The organism is Variovorax sp. GW823-FHT04B03 (genome assembly GCF_058796495.1).
The window spans coordinates 111316-126860 of sequence record NZ_JBXAIT010000008.1 but is presented as its reverse complement, the minus strand read 5'-3'; the positions used below and the strand labels follow the sequence as shown (position 1 = coordinate 126860).

Genomic DNA, 15545 nt, shown 5'->3' with positions numbered 1-15545 from the left:
GCTTTAGCTTCCGGGGCTTCTTCACTCCTGCAGGGCTCTTCTTCATGATCGCGCTTCCCACCTACCAACGCATCGTCCGCGCCAGCGCCTGGTACGACCTCGTCGTGACCATCGGCTTCGCCACGCCGTGGACCTTCGCCGCCGTGCACACCCTGCTGCTGTGGACCATCCAGACGCTGCAGCTGCCGGGCAGCTTTCCGGCCTTCGACCCCGTGCACATGCTGATGGCCAACCTGCTCGGTTCGGTGGTCACCATCTGGGCTGTGCTGCGCATCCGCGATCCGCGCCTGCGCTATGGCCGCTACGACGCCGTGGCGCGTTTCCTGTTCGCGACCTGGCAGGTCTACGCTGTGACGCAGGGCGCCAGCCTGATCATCCTCGGCTTCACCGCGATGGAGCTGCTGTTCGGCGTGCTCGAGAGCCTGCCGGTGCGCAGTGCCACAGCAGGCGCACCGATGCGCTCCAACAGCGCAACAAACCTCAGCGCCAGCCCGCAGCCTTGAGCTGCTCGGCCAATTGCTCCGCCACCTTGGCGTAGCCCTTCGCGTTCGCATGGATGCGGTCCGAGCGCAGGGCCGCATCCGACAGCACGCCCGAATACACACCGGCGACCAGCAACGCCTGTCCCGACTTCGCGACCTCTTCGTAGAACGGCGCGTCGCTGAGCGAGCCGACCACCGCGCGCATCGCATCGGGCGCCGGCGTGGCCAGCACCGCCACATGCGGCGTGTGCGCGCGCGCCTGCTCGATCAGTGCGGCAAGGTTCTCGCGCGTGCTGGCGGGCGACACGCCGCGCAGCATGTCGTTGCCGCCGATGCCGATCAGGATCGCGTCGTAGCTGCCGGCGGACAGCAGCGCGGGCAGGCGCTCCAGTGCACCTGCCGAGGTGTCGCCGTTGACCCCCGCGTTCTCGACCTGCCAGCCCGTGAGCTCGCTCAGCTTCGCGGGCCATGCCGTCTCGGGCGATGCGCCGTAGCCGAAGGTCAGGCTGTCGCCCAGCGCCAGCACGCGGGCATCGGGCTTCAACGCGTTGGCTGAGGCCTTTCGTTTGCCGCACGCGGAGAGCAGCAGGGCGGAGGCCGGCACGCCGGCGAGCATCTGGAGGAGGTGGCGTCGCTTCATGTGGCGCGCAGCTTAAACGAGGCCGCGCGGCCGTTGGCGCTTGCCCCTTCGCTTGCTCGGAAAGCGCATAAGCCTCTCCGTTTTCGTTCCTTCCCGGCACGGGGACAGCGGCGAAGAATCGCGGCCCTGCACATCCTTTCACTGCCACCGAGGTCCGACGCCATGCTGCCGCCGCTGTACACCCGCCATCGTTTCCTGCGCCATGCGGTCGCACTGTCCGCCGCCTTGCTCACCGCGCCGCTCGCGGCCTGGGCCGCGCCCGCCAGCGGCGAGCCCGTGTGGTTCGGCGTGAGCGGTCCGCTCACCGGACAGAACGCGCAGTACGGCGCGCAGTGGAAGGCCGGCTTCGACCTCGCGCTGGAGCACATCAATGCGCAGGGCGGCATCCACGGCCGGCCGCTGGCCTACAACTTCGAGGACAGCCAGAGCGACCCGCGCCAGTCCGTCGCCATTGCGCAAAAACTCGTGAACGACAAGCGCGTGCTCATCGAACTGGGCGACTTCTCCAGCCCCGCCTCGATGGCCGCCTCGCCCATCTACCAGCGCGCGGGCCTCGTGCAGCTGGGCTTCACCAACTCGCACCCCGACTTCACCAAGGGCGGCGACTACATCTGGAGCCCCTCGATCAGCCAGGCCGACGCGCAGCCGCTGCTGGCCGACCTCGCCGTGAAGACGCTGGGCTTCAAGCGCATCGCCGTGCTGTTCCTGAACACCGACTGGGGCCGCACCAGCAAGGACGTGCTCGTGAAGGCCGCGCAGGAGCGCGGCGCGCAGCTCGCCATTGCCGAGGGCTACCAGCCCGACGAGAAGGACTTCCGCTCGACCCTGGTGCGCGTGCGCGACGCCAACCCCGACGGCGTGGTGCTCATCTCGTACTACCCCGACGGCGCGCTCATCGCGGGCCAGGTGCGCAGCGTGGGCCTGAAGCAGCCGATCGCGGCCGTGGGCTCGGTGTACTCGCCCAAGTTCATCGAGCTCGGCGGCGCGGCCGTGAACGGCATCCACACCAACACCGCCTTCTTCCCCGAGGAGCCGCGCACCGAGGTGCAGGCCTTCGTGAAGAGCTTCCGCGCCAAGTACAGCAAGGAGCCCGACGCCTTCAATGCCTATGCCTACGACGCCGTGGTGTACGCCGCCGCCGCGCTGCGCGAGGCGGGCCCCAAGGCCGACCGCAAGGCCGTGCGCGATGCGTTCTACAAGATCAAGGACGTGCCCAGCGTCATCTTCGGCAAGGCCACCTTCGACGCGCAGACGCGCCGCGTGATCGGCGTGAAGAGCGTCAACCTGGTGGTGAAGGACGGCAAGTGGGCGCAGATCGACGAGAAGGCGGCGGCGCTGGCATCGGCCAAGTAGATGAGCGTCACCTCCTTCTTCGACCACACGGTCAACGGCCTGATCATCGGCAACATCTATGCGTTGCTGGCGGTCGGGCTCGCGCTGATCTTCGGCGTCTCGCACCTCATCAACTTCGCGCACGGCTCGGTGTACACCGTGGGTGCGTACATCGGCTGGGCCAGCATCACCTACCTGCACACGCCGCTGCCGGTCACCATCGCGCTGGTGGTGATCGGCTCGGGCGCACTCGGCATGCTCATCGAGCGCGTGGGGCTGCGGCCACTGCAGGGCGCCGCGCGCATCGCGCCGCTGCTGGCCACCATCGGCATCAGCTTCGTGCTCGACATCCTCGTGCAGCTGGTGTTCAGCCCCGACCCGCGCGCGCTGCCCACGCAGCTGCCCGACTGGCGCCTGCAGATCGGTACCGGCACCATCGGCGCACTCGATCTGCTGATCGCAGGCATCGGCATCACCAGCGCGGCCGTGCTGTTCGGCTTCCTACGTTTCACGAAGCTGGGCTGGGCCGTGCGCGCCACCGCGCAGGACCGCGACGCCGCGCAGCAGATGGGCGTGGATGTGAACCGCGTGAATCAGACCGTGTTCGCCATCGCCGCCGCACTGGGCGGGCTCTCGGGCCTGCTGGTGGGTATGTACTACAACAACATCAGCCCGGCGATGAGCTTCCAGGCCACGCTCAAGGGCGTGGTGGCGACGGTGGTCGGTGGCGTGGGCAATGTGCCGGGCGCCATCGTCGGCAGCCTGCTGCTGGGGCTCATCGAAAGCTATGGCGTGGCGATCCTCGGCACGCCGTACCGCAACCTGTTTGCGTTTGCGCTGCTGCTGGTCATCCTGGTGTGGAAGCCCAATGGCTTGTTCGGCCGCAAGCGTGTGCTGCCGCCCGAGCCGCTCACCGGCACCTTCATCGCACCGAGCAAGCCGTGGCGCGTGCCGCCGCGCCTGTTGCTCGCGCTGTTCGCCGCGGCCGTGCTGCTGCCGCTGTTCGATCCGTCGCCCTATGTGCTGCAGACGCTCACCAACGCGTGGCTCTACGGTGCGCTCGCATTGAGTCTCACGCTGGTGGCCGGCACCATCGGCCAGATCTCGCTGGGCCACGCGGGGCTGCTGGCCATCGGTGCGTATGCCTCGTCGCTGCTGGTGCTCGACCTGCACCTGCCCGTGGGCACGGGCATCGTGGCCGCGGGCGTGCTCACCTCGCTGATCGGCACGGCGCTGATCTTCCCGGCCTTCCGGCTGCGCGGGCACTACGTGTCGATCGCCACGCTGGGCATCGGCGAGATCGTGGCGCTCACCATCCTCAACTGGGAAAGCCTCACGCGCGGGCCCATCGGCGTGTCGGGCATTCCGCCGCTGTCGCTGTTCGGGCGCGATGCGTCGTCGAACGAGGCGATCTACTGGGCCTCGTTCGGCGCACTGGTGCTGCTGGCTTTACTGCAGTGGCGCCTGCTGCGTTCGCACCTGGGCCGCACCTTCCGCGCGGTGCGCGAAGACGAGGTGGCCGCGCGCGCCTACGGCGTGAGCCCCGACCGCTACAAGGCACTGGCCTTCGGCTTCGGCGGCTTCGCGGCCGGCGTGAGCGGCGCCTTCACCGCGCACATGTACTCGTACATCAACCACGAGACCTTCGGCTCGCAGATCTCGATCCTCGCGCTCACGATGGTGATCCTCGGCGGGCTCGGGAACATCAGCGGCGCACTGCTCGGTGCGGTCGCGCTCGTGAGCCTGCCCGAGCTGTTCCGCGTGACGGCCGAGTACCGCATGCTGATCTACGGCGTGGCACTGCTTCTGTTGATTCGCTTCCGTCCCCAAGGCCTGCTCGGCACCGTCTGAAAGAACCCCATCTCATGAGCCACCTCAACGACTACCTCGCCGAGAAACGCGCCGCCGTGCTGGTCCGCAACGCCGCGGTCGCGGCCGGCACTGCACAGCCCTCGCAGCTCAAGGCCAGCGTGCGTGCCGAAGGCCGCAGCGGCGTGCGCCGGCTGCGCATCCGCGAGCACCAGGTCATCAGCGACAGCCCGCCCGATTTCGCGGGCTACAACCTCGGCCCGAGTTCGCCCGAGCTGCAGCTGGGCGTGCTCGGCACCTGCGTGACGCACATCTTCCTGATCCAGGCGGCCGAACGCCAGGTGCCGCTCGAAAGCCTCGAGGTCGAGGTGACCGGTGTCATCGACCCGCGCGGCGGCAAGCCGGGCCACGAGCAGACGCCGATCTGGCCGCACGAGATCGGCTACACCGTGCACATCGATTCGCCCGCGAGCCGCGATGAGATCGACGCGCTGTTCGAAGCGGTGGAGCGCAACTGCCCCATCCTCAATCTGCTGCGCAACCCGCAGGCCATTCGCGCCGAGGTGAAGCTCGTGAACTCGAAGGCGAAGGTCGCCGATGCCGTCACTGCTTGAGGTCCGCGGCCTCGTGCGCCGCTTCGGCGGGCTCACGGCCGTCAACGCCGTCGACCTGCAGGTGGGCGAGGGCGAACTGCTGAGCGTGATCGGCCCGAACGGCGCGGGCAAGACCACGCTGTTCAACCTCGTCACCGGCCTCGACAAGCCCGATGCCGGGCAGGTGCGCTTCGACGGCCAAGACATCACCGGCCTGCCCGCGCAAGAGCTCGCACAGCGCGGCCTGGCGCGCACCTTCCAGCACGGGCGCGTGTTCGCGAACCTCTCGGTGCTCGACAACGTGCTGGTCGGCGCACACACGCGGCTGCGCGCCGTGAAACCACGTGTCGGCGGTGTGCCGGGCCTCGGGGCGCTGGCCGAGCTGGCGCTTGCGCTGGTGCAGCCAAGCGCCGTGCGACGCGAGGAAGAGGCGCTGCGCGACGAGGCGCGCGAGATCATCGCGCTCTTCGGCGAACGGCTCACGCCGCGCACCGACCATCCGGCCTACAGCCTCTCGTACGCCAACCGCCGCCGCGTGGAGATCGCGCGCGCGCTCGCGCTGCGGCCGCGCCTGCTGCTGCTCGACGAGCCCACGGCCGGCATGAACGAGAGCGAGACGGCCGAGATGCTGGAGATCATTCGCGGCCTCAAGGCGCGCGGCCAGACCATCCTGCTGATCGAGCACAAGCTCGACCTCGTGATGCAGCTGTCCGACCGCGTGGCCGTGCTCGACGACGGCCGCAAGATCGCCGAAGGCCTGCCCGACGACGTGCGCAACGACCCCGCGGTGATCGAGGCCTACCTCGGCCATCGCCAGGTCGGCGAAGCGCAGGAAGAAGCGGTGCCCGCATGATCGCCACCGTCGCGCGCACCGGCCTGTCACCTTCGTCCCTCTGGGGAGAGGGAAGAAACGACGATCTGCCTGAACGCGCCGTCACGCAGGCGCCAGCGAGTGCTGTTGCGCCCCTGCTGCAGCTCAAGAAAGTCAACAGCTTCTACGGCCCCGTGCAGGCCCACTTCGATCTCGACATCGAAGTGCGCAAGGGCCAGATCGTCAGCCTGCTCGGCGGCAACGCCAGCGGCAAGTCGACCACGATGAAGATCGTGCTCGGGCTGCTCAAGCCGCGCTCGGGCGAGGTCCGCTTCAACGGCGAATCGATGCTCGGCCTGAGCACGCCGCAGATCATCCGCAAGGGCATCGGCTCGGTGCCCGAGGCACGTCGCCTGTTCCCCGCGATGACCGTGCGCGAGAACCTGCTCATGGGCGCCTATGCGCGCCGCGACCGCGCGGGCGTGGCCGACGACCTGGAACGCATGCTCGAGCTGTTCCCGCGCGTGGCGCAGCGCCTGGGCTTCCTGGCGGGCACGCTTTCGGGCGGCGAGCAGCAGATGGTGGCCATGGCGCGTGCGCTCATGGGCCGGCCGCAGCTGCTGTGCATGGACGAACCCACCATGGGCCTGTCGCCGCTGTATGTCGACAAGGTGCTCGAGCTCATCACGCGCATCAACGCGCAGGGCGTCTCGGTCTTCATGGTCGAGCAGAACGCCAGCCTCGCGCTGCAGATCGCGCACCACGGCTACGTGCTGCAGACGGGCCGCATCGTGCTCTCGGGCCCGGCGCGCGCGCTGCTGGCCGACGCGCGCATCCGCGATGCCTACCTGGGCGGCGAGGGCGCCGCCCGCACCGCCTCCTGACGACGACCCCTTAGCTGCGAGGAAGACCTTCACCATGCCCCTGACCCTCGACCACGTCGTGATCGCCGTGCACGACCTCGAACGCGCCATCGCCGACTACGCCGCGCTCGGCTTCCATGTGCTGCGCGGCGGCGACCATCCGGGCCGCAGCACGCACAACGCGCTCGTCGTGTTCAGCGACGGCAGCTACTTCGAACTCATCGCGTGGCGCGAACCGGCGCCCGCCGAGCGCTGGTGGCAGCTGCTGCAGCGGCACGGCGAAGGCATCGTCGATTTCGCCCTGCTGCCGCGCGACACCGCCGTCACCGTGGCCGACGCGAAAGCGCGCGGCCTCGTGCTCGAAGGCCCGCTCGACGGCGGGCGCGTGCGCCCCGACGGCGAACACCTGCGCTGGCAGACCGCGCGCGCCCCGTCGGCCGACCTGCCGTTCCTGTGCGGCGACCTCACGCGGCGCGCCCTGCGCGTGCCCGAGGGCGCCGCGCGCGTGCACCCCAACGGCGTGCTCGGCGTGGCCAGCCTGGCCATTGCCGTGCGCGACCTCGACGCCACGCTGGCGCGCTACCGCGCCTTGCTGGGCACGGTCTCCGACGACACGAGCACGCACATCGGCGAGCCTGTGGCCGTGCCGGCCAGCCAGGTGCGCGTGGCGGTGATCGCCCTGGGCAGCAGTGTGCTGGTGCTGTCGTCGCCGCGCGATCGCGCTCCGGCGGCGGAGCTGGGCGGCGACGCGCTCGCGCAGCGCCTCGCCGTGCGCGGCGAGGGCCCCTACGCGCTGGTGCTGCACACCGACCGGCCGCAATCGACCGGCACCTTCGACCTCGCACGCGCGCACGGCGCGTGGATCGAACTCGACCTGCCGCCGGTCGACGCGCTGGAGGCGCAGGGCCGCGTGCGTGCCGACGCGGCGAACAGCACGGTGGGCGGGTAGGGCGCAGCCCTAGCGGCCGCCCAGGTGCGCCTTGCGCAGCGCGGCGCGCATCTTCTTCTGCAGCGCCGGCCCGCCCTTTTCCAGCGCGGCCGCGGGCGCGCCGCTCTCGGCCGTCACCGGCCGGTGCTTGCGCCCCCAGATGCCGAGCTGCGTGATCACCGGCAGCAGGTCGATGCCCACGGGCGTGAGGCTGTAGAGCGCCTTCTGCTTGTGCGTGGGGTCGTCGGTCTTGCTGAGCACGCCGTGCGCGACCAGCGTGTTCAGCCGCTCCGTGAGGATGTTCGAGGAGATGCCTTCCTCGGACTGCAGGAACTCGCGGAAGTGCCGCTTTCCGGCAAACATCAGGTCGCGAACGATCAGCAGGCTCCAGCGGTCGCCGACGACTTCGAGCGCGAGGTTGATCGGGCACAGGGACTTCTGCTGGATGGCCATCGGGATTCCGCCGGTTCGAGAAACTGCTTGCATTTTCGCATCAGTTTGAGAATACTGAAACTGCTTGCATTTCGAGATCGGTTTTCGCAAGCGACTCTCAGGAGACTCCGATGCGAAAGCTCGTCGTGCAAATGCAGATGTCGGTCGACGGGTTCGTGTCGCCGGCCAACGGCGACATCGACTGGCAGCTGTGGGGCTGGGGCGACCGGTGGCGCTGGGATGCGGCGCTCAGGCGCGACTTCAACGCCGTGTTCGCGGGCGTCGACACGATCCTGCTGAGCCGCAAGATCATCGAGGAGGGCTACCTCGACCACTGGGGCCGCGCGGCGACGCGCTTTCCGGCGAACCCCGACTACGCCTTTGCCCAGCGGATCGTCGAGGCGCGCAAGGTCGTGCTCACGAACAAGCTGCAGGCCTCGCGCTGGGAACGCACCGACATCGCGCGCGGTGCCATGGCCGACGAAGTGAATGCGCTCAAGCGCCAGCCGGGCCAGGACATCCTCACCATCGGCGGTGTCGGTTTCGCGTCGTCGCTCACGTCGGCGGGGCTGGTCGACGAGTTCCAGTTCTTCGTGAACCCCACGGCCGTCGGCGCGGGCCGCTCGGTGTTCGACGACACGCGCCATGGCCACGCGCTGCGCCTGCTCGGATCGACGGCCTATGACTGCGGCATGGTGGTGAACCGCTACGCGCCCGCGTGAAGTCCGTCACGCGCGTGCAGGACAACACGCCGCGGAGATACCTGCGCTTACCGGATTTCATCTGACGGTGACCTGACGCACCCGAAGCAGACACACGCGCTGCACAGAATGGAGGCGTCATCACAGACACACCAAAGGAGTTCCAGATGATCTTCCGTACCAAGCGCCTGACCACTGCCGCCGTTGCGGCGCTCGCAATGTCCCTGGCGGCAGGCAGCGCGCTGGCGCAAGATCGCCGGGGCGACGACCACCGCCCGGGCGGCGGCCGCTACGAGCAGCGCGATGACCACCGTCCTGGCGGCGGTCGTTATGACCAGCGCGACGACCATCGCGGGCATCGCGGCCCTCACGCCGGCTACCGCGGCGACCAGGACTTCCGCGACGGCCGCCAGTTCGACCGCCGGGGCTTCCCGCAGCCGCACAGCGAGTGGCGCCGTGGCGGCCGCGTGCCGACCGAATACCGGGGCCGCAACTACGTGGTGAACGACTGGCGCGCCTACCGCCTGCAGCAGCCGCCGCGCGGCTACCAGTGGGTGGGCGTGGGTGGCGACTACGTGCTCGCAGCCATTGCCACCGGCCTCATCGCGCAGATCATCGCGGGTCAGTAAGCCTTCGCACTGCGCTCGCACCGCGCACATGCAAAAACCGCCACAGGAGACTGTGGCGGTTTTTCTTTGGGGAACTGGGGGAGGGGCTTGTCAGGCCACCGCGGTGGCGGCCGATTGGGCGCACACGTTGCGCCCGGTGATGGTGAGGCGCAAACCGCCGCCATGCCATTCGAGCCAGTTGAGATCGACGTAGGCGTCGATGTCGCGATCGTCGATGCGATCGGCCTGGCGGCTTTGCAGCAGCTCGACCGTGGCGGGCAGGGCACGTTTCAGGCGTTCGCGCTTCTCCGCTGCATCGGCCGCCTTTTGGGCGGCCCGGGTGGCCTGTAGTTGCTGCTGCTGCTGCGAAGTCGATGCCATTGCTGATCCGTTCCGGAAGCCAAGGAATTAACCCGAATGTACGCCGCTTGTGTGAAGCTGCGCGCATTCTTTTCAACCCTGGAGCCGGAAGTGTCGATTTCGTTGCGCTTGAGCTAAATCTCGTAGTGAGACACCTTGACCTCGTCGCCCAAGGCCTTCTCGACAATGGCGCGCGTCAATGTCGGCGCGAACGACTCGATGAACGCGTAGACATATTTGCGCAGGTAGGTGCCGCGCCGCACCGCCAGCTTGGTGAGGTTGATGCCGAACAGCCGCCCCGCATCGAGCGCGCGCAGCTGCGTGTCGCGCTCGGCCTCGTAGGCCACGCCGGCGACGATGCCCACGCCCAGGCCCAGCTGCACGTAGGTCTTGATGACGTCGGCGTCCATCGCGGCCAGCACGATGTTGGGCTGCAGGCCGCGCTGCTCGAAGGCCTCGTCGATGCGCGAGCGGCCCGTGAAGCCGGTGTCGTAGGTGATCAGCGGATGCTGCGTGAGCGCCTCGAGCGTGAGCGGCGCGTCGAGCAGCGGATGGCCGGGCGGCACGATCACCGAGTGCGTCCAGCGGTAGCAGGGCAGGGCGACCAGCTGCGGGTAGTCGCCCAGCGCCTCGGTGGCGATGCCCACGTCGGCCTCGCCGTCGAGCAGCATCTGCGCGATCTGCTTGGGCGAGCCCTGGTGCAGGTGCAGTTTCACGTTCGGGAACTGCGCGCGAAATTCCTGCACCGCCACCGGCATCGCATAGCGCGCCTGCGAGTGCGTGGCCGCCACCGAGAGCAGGCCGCTTTGCTGCGCCACGAACTCCTGGCCCGCGTGCTTGAGGTTGCTGCTTTCCATCAGCATGCGTTCGATGATCGGCAGCACGTGCCCGCCGGGCTCGGTGAGGCCCGTGAGCCGCTTGCCGGCGCGCACGAAGAGCTCGATGCCGAGTTCTTCCTCGAGTTCGCGGATCTGCCGGCTCACGCCGGGCTGCGAGGTGTGAAGGGTGTGGGCGACCTCGGTCAGGTTGAAGCCGCAACGAACGGCCTCGCGTACCGAGCGCAGTTGTTGAAAGTTCATCGGGCGCGCAGGAGGTGAAAAGAGGTCCGGACCCCGGGTCGGGGCCGACCGGCGATTCTCGGCAGAAGGGCTTATGCAGGGAACGATGCGTTTGTTGGTTCCACATGAGCAAAACATCTATGAAGCCCTTCTGCGTGGGGAGATTGATATTTCGCACGACTGTGCTAAAGTTTGCCGCATGGACGCCAAGACCCAGAAAAGCGAACTCACCCGCGCCGCCATCGTCGGCGCGGCGATGCACCTCGCGCTGGCCGAGGGGCTGGAAGCCATTTCGCTGCAGGCCGTGGCAAGCCGCCTGGGGCTGTCCAAGAGCGGTGTGTTCTCGCGCGTGGGGTCGCGCGAGGCGCTGCAGAAGGCCGTCATCGAGGAATACGGCCGCGGCTTCCTGGCCGAGGTGTTCGTGCCCGCCATGCAGAAGCCCAAGGGCCTGCCCCGCCTGAACGACATCGTCGCGCGCTGGATCGCCCGCACGCGCGACGTCGAAGCGCAGAACGGTTGCCTCTACGTGGCCGGCGCCTTCGAATTCGACGACCGCGAAGGCGAACTGCGCGACCTGCTCTTCGACGAGATCACGCGCTGGCGTGCCGCGTTGCGCCGCACGGTGCTGCAGGCGGTCGAGACCGGCGAGCTCCAGGCCGACACCGACCCGGCCCAGCTCGTGAGCGAGATCAACGGGATCATGATGAACCAGCTGCACGACGCGCGCTTCCTGCGCGACGGGCATGCGGCCGAGCGCGCGGGCCAGACTTGGCAGCGCCTTCTTTCCAGCTACCGCGCCTGAGGCGCACCCGCAGACGACGGCCACCGCCTCTTCGTTTGCCTTAATTTCGCACCACCGTGCGATAAAAAAGGAGAAGCACCATGCTGATCATCGCCCTCTTTCTCGCCGCTTATGCGGTGCTCCTCGGTGTGCGCGGCGTGCAGGACACGCTGCGCAGCCTGCCGCGCAGCAACCAGGACTGGGTCTGGTACTGAGCCCCTGAACGAAAGCCTTCCTCATGACCACCACCACCCACACCACCGCCCCCGTGGGCTACTACAGCGCCAGCCCGCTGATGCGCGCGATGCGCTTCGGCCTCGGCGCCTCGCAACGCCTGTGGCCCGCGCTCGGCGTGCGCGCGGCCTACCGCGTGTTCGGCACGCCGCTGCCGCCCAAATGGCTGTACCGCGGCCAGCAGCCCGGTGCCGACTGGCGCCGCGAGGCCTGGTCGTTCGAAGACGCGAACCTCGGCATCTACCACCTGGCCGCGCAGGACTCGGGCGCCGAGTCGGCGCCGGTCGTGCTGCTGGTGCACGGCTGGGGTGGCCACGCGGGCCAGATGCTGCCGCTGGCGCAGGCCGTCGCCGCGCAAGGGTTGAGGCCCGTGCTGCTGGAGATGCCGGCCCACGGCCGCAGCGCAGGCACGGCCAGCAACCTGCCGCAGTTCGCGCGCGCCATCGACTACGTGGCGGCGCGGCTCGGCGCCGACGGGCACGTGCTGCGCGCGGCGGTCGCGCATTCGCTGGGGGCCAATGCGCTGGCCTATGCGGCGGGGCGCGGGCTGCCGGCGCAGCGGCTCGTGCTGCTGGCGCCGCCGGCTTCGCCGCGCGAGTACACGCGCTACTTCGCGCAGGTGTTCGGCCTCAGCGAGCGCACGCGCGCCGGCATGCAGCGCCTGATCGAGGCACGCGAAGGCATCCTGATGCAGCAGCTCGAGCCCGCCGCCGTGGGCCCGCGCATCGCGCAGCCGACGCTGATCGTGCATGACCGCGACGACCGCGTGAACCGCTTCGCCGACGCCGAGGCCTTTCGCGACGCGATCGCCGGCGCGCGGCTCTTTCCCACGCAGGGCTGGGGCCATCGCCGCATCCTCAAGGAGCAGGCCGTGCTCGCGCAGGTCACGCAGTTCCTGGCGTAGCGGCCGGTGGTCACGTGCGCGTGAAACGGCGCCCCTAAACTGGGTGCCACCCATGGCCTTCGCCATGGACGACACACGCACCGACCACACATGGGCAATCGTTCCTGGCTCTATCTCGAACACAGTCTTCCCGACACCGAAGAAGCATCGGCCGACGAAATCGCCGAAGCCAACAACAACTTCCCCGTGCTCTGGCAGCTCCTGCTGGCCGATGGCGCGGCCGGCGACGCCATCGACCACCAGCGCGTCTTCGGAGATGCGGGCACCGACAATCTGGTCAGCGACGCGCACGCAGCGCTCGCGCGCATCCGGCAGCTGCACGCCTTTGTCGCGCGGCACCCGATGCTGCACACGCTGCCGCAGATCGCACTGCAGTTCGAGGCGCTGGCGCTGCACCTGGCCGAACTGATCGACAACACGCCGGAGGGCAGCGCGCCGCGTTTTTCCGCCAACCTCGACGAGCTGTCCTGGCTGGGCGGCGATGCCGACGGCGAAGGCTTCATCGAACGCAACCGCCGCGAGTGCAATGAACTGTGGGCCGAGGTGCAGCGCTGCATCGACAGCGGCAACCACCCGGGCGTGGACGCGGTGCTCGGCGTCCAACGTTTCGCCGACTGGGAGGCCTGGGCGTGGGAGTTCGGCTTCGGCAGCCTGTCGCATCCGTACTTCGACGGCTACGAGGCGCCGCGCGACGAGCGCTTTGCCGACTTCGAGCCGGAAGAAGACGAAGACGACGGCGAACGCCCCGACTACGACAACCACCTGGGCGAGGACCTCTGGCGCTTCGAGGTCGACGGCCGCTGGGGCGTGATGCGCGTGGTGTACGACGACGACGGGCGCAGCCAGCGCACCACCGTGGTCGAGCCCGCGTGGGACGACATCCGCTACGCCGGCGGAAGCGACCGGCGCCTGCTCTGGATCTCGCAAGGCGAGCGCTCCGGCCTGCTGCTCGCCGACGCCGAGGCGCCGCGCGTGCTGCTTGAGCCGCAGCTCGACGAGGTCTGGGCCTTCGAGGGCGACGTTGCGACGGCCCTGGTCGGCGACCACGTCGGCCTGCTGCGCACCGACGGCAGCTGGCTGCTGGCGCCCTCGGTCGACGAGGTCTGGAGCTTTGTCGAAGGCCGGGTGCGCGCCCGCGTGGGCGAGCGCATCGGGTATGTCGACCTGCAGGGCCAATGGACGATTTCGCCCCGGTTCGAAGAAGCCGAAGACTTCACGCCTTTCGGCCTCGCCCCGGCGCGCGGCGACGAGGGCGGCTGGGGGTTGGTGCGCGCGGACGGCGAATGGGCCGTGCCGCCGGATTTCGAAAGCCTTCAGTGGCGCCATGACTGGGAGGGCTTCGACGCCAAGCGCGACGGCAAGGCCGGGCTGCTCGATGCGCAAGGCCGCGTCATGATCGAGCCGGTCTACGAACAGGTCGACCTGCTCGAGGAATACCCCATCGAGATCCTGACGACCGAGGACACCGATCCGTCGAACGAGCGCGGCACCCCGGCCCGGCCGAAGCGCTTCGCCGTGGAACGCGCCGATGGCCTGTGCGGCCTCGTCGACGGGCAGGGCCGCGTGCTCGTGCCCTTCGACTACGGCCGCTTCGAAACCCTGGAACCGCTGACCGGCGAGGAGCGCGCGCACGCCATGGTCCGGCGCGACCTGGTGCGCGTGGCGTCCAAGGGCGGGCGCGCGGCGAAGAACGCGCCGTGGCTGCGCGGCATCTACGACGTGGCCGCCGGCCGCGAGCTGGTGCCGTGCCGGCACCGCACGATCCAGCCGCTGGCCTGGGGCACGCAGGACATCGGTTGGCTGGTCGCCGATCCGGTGCCGCGCGCCGCGAAGGTCGAGAAGGGGCAACTCGCCGTGGGCGTGCTGCGCGCCGATGGCGCCGTGCTGCACCCGCAGGCCTACCCGTGGATCACCGCCGCCTTGTCGGTCGCCGACGGCTGGATGGCCGTCGCGGTCCGCTCGCAGCTGTGCAAGCGCTGGAGCGCGGGCGAGCCGGTGCAGGCCGCGCGCAACGACACCGGCCTGTACGTCTGGCTGCATGCCGACGGCCGCGAGCAGGCGCACACCGAACACATGGCCGCGCGCCATGCCGCCGGCGACCTGCGGGCCGCCTACGAGCTGGCCTGCCACCTGCGCGACGGCGAGGGCATCGAGGCCGACCCGCGCGAAGCCCTGCGCTGGATGGCGCACGCCGCCGGCGTGCGCGCGCCCGGCGATGCCCCTGCAACGGCGTCACCCGAGGGCCTGCCCGTGGCCATGTGCGAGCTCTCGAAGATGCTGCGCTGGGACACGGCGGGCCTCGGCGCCGAACCCGCCCTGGCGCGCGCGTGGCTGCTGCACGCCATCGCCCATGGCGGCGAGGACGACGCCGCCACGCACGCCCATCTCGGCTACATGCTGACGGAAGGCGAGGGGGGCGAGCGCGACCTGGAAGGCGGCATGCGGCACTACGAACGGGCCGCCGAGCAGAACAACACGATGGCGCTCTACAACCTCGGCTTGGCGTACAAGCTCGGCGAACCGGGAGAGCCCGACCTGGCCCGCGCGATCGGCTACTTCCGCCGTGGCCACGAAGCCGGCGACGTCAGCGCCACGATGCAGCTCGGCCGCACGCTGTGCCTGCGCGCAGGGGCGTTGGCCGAACAGGGCCAGGGAGAAACGGAAGTGAAGGCCTTGTACGCCGAAGCCCTCTACGCGCTGCAGAAGGTGGCGGAAGACGGCACCCAGCGCCAGCAGGGCTGGGCCTGCTACGAGCTGGGCTGGATGCGCATGCAGGGCCAGGGCGCGCCGGAAGACGGGGCAGCCGCCGAGCGCTGGCTGCTCACCGGTGCCGCGCTCGATGACTGCGAAGAGAACCTGGAGAGCCAGCGCGCCTGCGTGGAATCTTTGGCGGAGCAGTTCTACGGCGACCGCGAAAGTCCGCTCTTCGACGAGGACAAGGCCCGCGCGTGGACGCAGCGGCTGGAGGTGCTGCCCGCTGCGGCCCCGGATCAACCGGAGTGACCCGGT

General features: G+C 69.4%; 16 protein-coding genes. 12 read left to right on the top strand and 4 right to left on the bottom strand.

The window, feature by feature from the left end; translation table 11 throughout:
- Positions 1 to 44: 44 nt before the first annotated feature.
- Positions 45 to 503 carry a hypothetical protein gene (locus AC1RAD_RS29605; RefSeq protein ID WP_492738690.1) on the top strand — a complete coding sequence of 153 codons (459 nt, stop codon included), beginning with the start codon at positions 45 to 47 and terminating at the stop codon, positions 501 to 503.
- On the opposite strand, the gene AC1RAD_RS29600 is transcribed toward AC1RAD_RS29605, so the two are convergent.
- On the bottom strand, positions 481 to 1122 hold the full coding sequence (locus AC1RAD_RS29600; RefSeq protein ID WP_492738688.1) for a GDSL-type esterase/lipase family protein: 642 nt from the start codon (positions 1120 to 1122) through the stop codon (positions 481 to 483). The two genes, AC1RAD_RS29605 and AC1RAD_RS29600, sit on opposite strands and share 23 nt — an antisense overlap.
- Positions 1123 to 1284: 162 nt before the next feature.
- Here AC1RAD_RS29600 and AC1RAD_RS29595 point away from each other — a divergent pair, with 162 nt between their 5' ends.
- From AC1RAD_RS29595 to AC1RAD_RS29570, 6 genes are read left to right on the top strand one after another with little or no spacing between them, the layout of a single operon-like run.
- Complete coding sequence (locus AC1RAD_RS29595; protein ID WP_492738686.1) at positions 1285 to 2475, top strand: ABC transporter substrate-binding protein; 1191 nt, start codon at positions 1285 to 1287, stop codon at positions 2473 to 2475.
- Positions 2476 to 4305, top strand: coding sequence for an ABC transporter permease (locus AC1RAD_RS29590; RefSeq protein ID WP_492738685.1), 1830 nt, complete (start codon positions 2476 to 2478; stop codon positions 4303 to 4305).
- A 14-nt stretch (positions 4306 to 4319) separates the two neighbouring features.
- Positions 4320 to 4877: an OsmC family protein gene (locus AC1RAD_RS29585; protein ID WP_492738684.1), complete on the top strand. Its 558-nt coding sequence runs from the start codon at positions 4320 to 4322 to the stop codon at positions 4875 to 4877.
- Entirely contained in the window at positions 4861 to 5709 is an 849-nt protein-coding gene (locus tag AC1RAD_RS29580) for an ABC transporter ATP-binding protein (RefSeq protein WP_492738682.1), read from the top strand. The genes AC1RAD_RS29585 and AC1RAD_RS29580 overlap by 17 nt, the downstream gene beginning before the upstream one ends.
- Positions 5706 to 6551: an ABC transporter ATP-binding protein gene (locus tag AC1RAD_RS29575; protein ID WP_492738680.1), complete on the top strand. Its 846-nt coding sequence runs from the start codon at positions 5706 to 5708 to the stop codon at positions 6549 to 6551. The genes AC1RAD_RS29580 and AC1RAD_RS29575 overlap by 4 nt, the downstream gene beginning before the upstream one ends.
- 34 nt (positions 6552 to 6585) lie before the next feature.
- On the top strand, positions 6586 to 7479 hold the full coding sequence (locus tag AC1RAD_RS29570) for a VOC family protein (protein WP_070061427.1): 894 nt from the start codon (positions 6586 to 6588) through the stop codon (positions 7477 to 7479).
- Between the two features lie 9 nt (positions 7480 to 7488).
- Here the strand turns inward: AC1RAD_RS29570 and AC1RAD_RS29565 are convergent, their stop codons facing one another.
- Positions 7489 to 7911, bottom strand: a complete 423-nt coding sequence (locus AC1RAD_RS29565; RefSeq protein ID WP_492738679.1) for a winged helix-turn-helix transcriptional regulator — start codon at positions 7909 to 7911, stop codon at positions 7489 to 7491.
- A gap of 110 nt (positions 7912 to 8021) precedes the next feature.
- Here AC1RAD_RS29565 and AC1RAD_RS29560 point away from each other — a divergent pair, with 110 nt between their 5' ends.
- Both AC1RAD_RS29560 and AC1RAD_RS29555 read left to right on the top strand, forming a co-directional pair.
- Positions 8022 to 8612 carry a dihydrofolate reductase family protein gene (locus tag AC1RAD_RS29560; RefSeq protein ID WP_492738677.1) on the top strand — a complete coding sequence of 197 codons (591 nt, stop codon included), beginning with the start codon at positions 8022 to 8024 and terminating at the stop codon, positions 8610 to 8612.
- 146 nt (positions 8613 to 8758) lie between these two features.
- Complete coding sequence (locus AC1RAD_RS29555; protein WP_159279047.1) at positions 8759 to 9220, top strand: RcnB family protein; 462 nt, start codon at positions 8759 to 8761, stop codon at positions 9218 to 9220.
- 90 nt (positions 9221 to 9310) lie between these two features.
- On the opposite strand, the gene AC1RAD_RS29550 is transcribed toward AC1RAD_RS29555, so the two are convergent.
- Both AC1RAD_RS29550 and AC1RAD_RS29545 read right to left on the bottom strand, forming a co-directional pair.
- Entirely contained in the window at positions 9311 to 9580 is a 270-nt protein-coding gene (locus AC1RAD_RS29550) for a hypothetical protein (RefSeq protein WP_070061423.1), read from the bottom strand.
- Between the two features lie 113 nt (positions 9581 to 9693).
- A complete protein-coding gene (locus AC1RAD_RS29545; RefSeq protein ID WP_062473726.1) occupies positions 9694 to 10638 on the bottom strand; it encodes a CysB family HTH-type transcriptional regulator in 945 nt (314 codons plus the stop codon).
- A 178-nt stretch (positions 10639 to 10816) separates the two neighbouring features.
- On the opposite strand from AC1RAD_RS29545, the gene AC1RAD_RS29540 reads away from it, so the two are divergent.
- The 3 genes from AC1RAD_RS29540 to AC1RAD_RS29530 all read left to right on the top strand — a co-directional run bounded on the left by AC1RAD_RS29540 (position 10817) and on the right by AC1RAD_RS29530 (position 15539).
- Positions 10817 to 11419, top strand: a complete 603-nt coding sequence (locus tag AC1RAD_RS29540) for a TetR/AcrR family transcriptional regulator (RefSeq protein ID WP_062473724.1) — start codon at positions 10817 to 10819, stop codon at positions 11417 to 11419.
- A gap of 217 nt (positions 11420 to 11636) precedes the next feature.
- On the top strand, positions 11637 to 12536 hold the full coding sequence (locus AC1RAD_RS29535; protein WP_095948451.1) for an alpha/beta fold hydrolase: 900 nt from the start codon (positions 11637 to 11639) through the stop codon (positions 12534 to 12536).
- A gap of 90 nt (positions 12537 to 12626) precedes the next feature.
- Complete coding sequence (locus AC1RAD_RS29530) at positions 12627 to 15539, top strand: SEL1-like repeat protein (protein ID WP_492738675.1); 2913 nt, start codon at positions 12627 to 12629, stop codon at positions 15537 to 15539.
- Positions 15540 to 15545 lie beyond the last annotated feature (6 nt).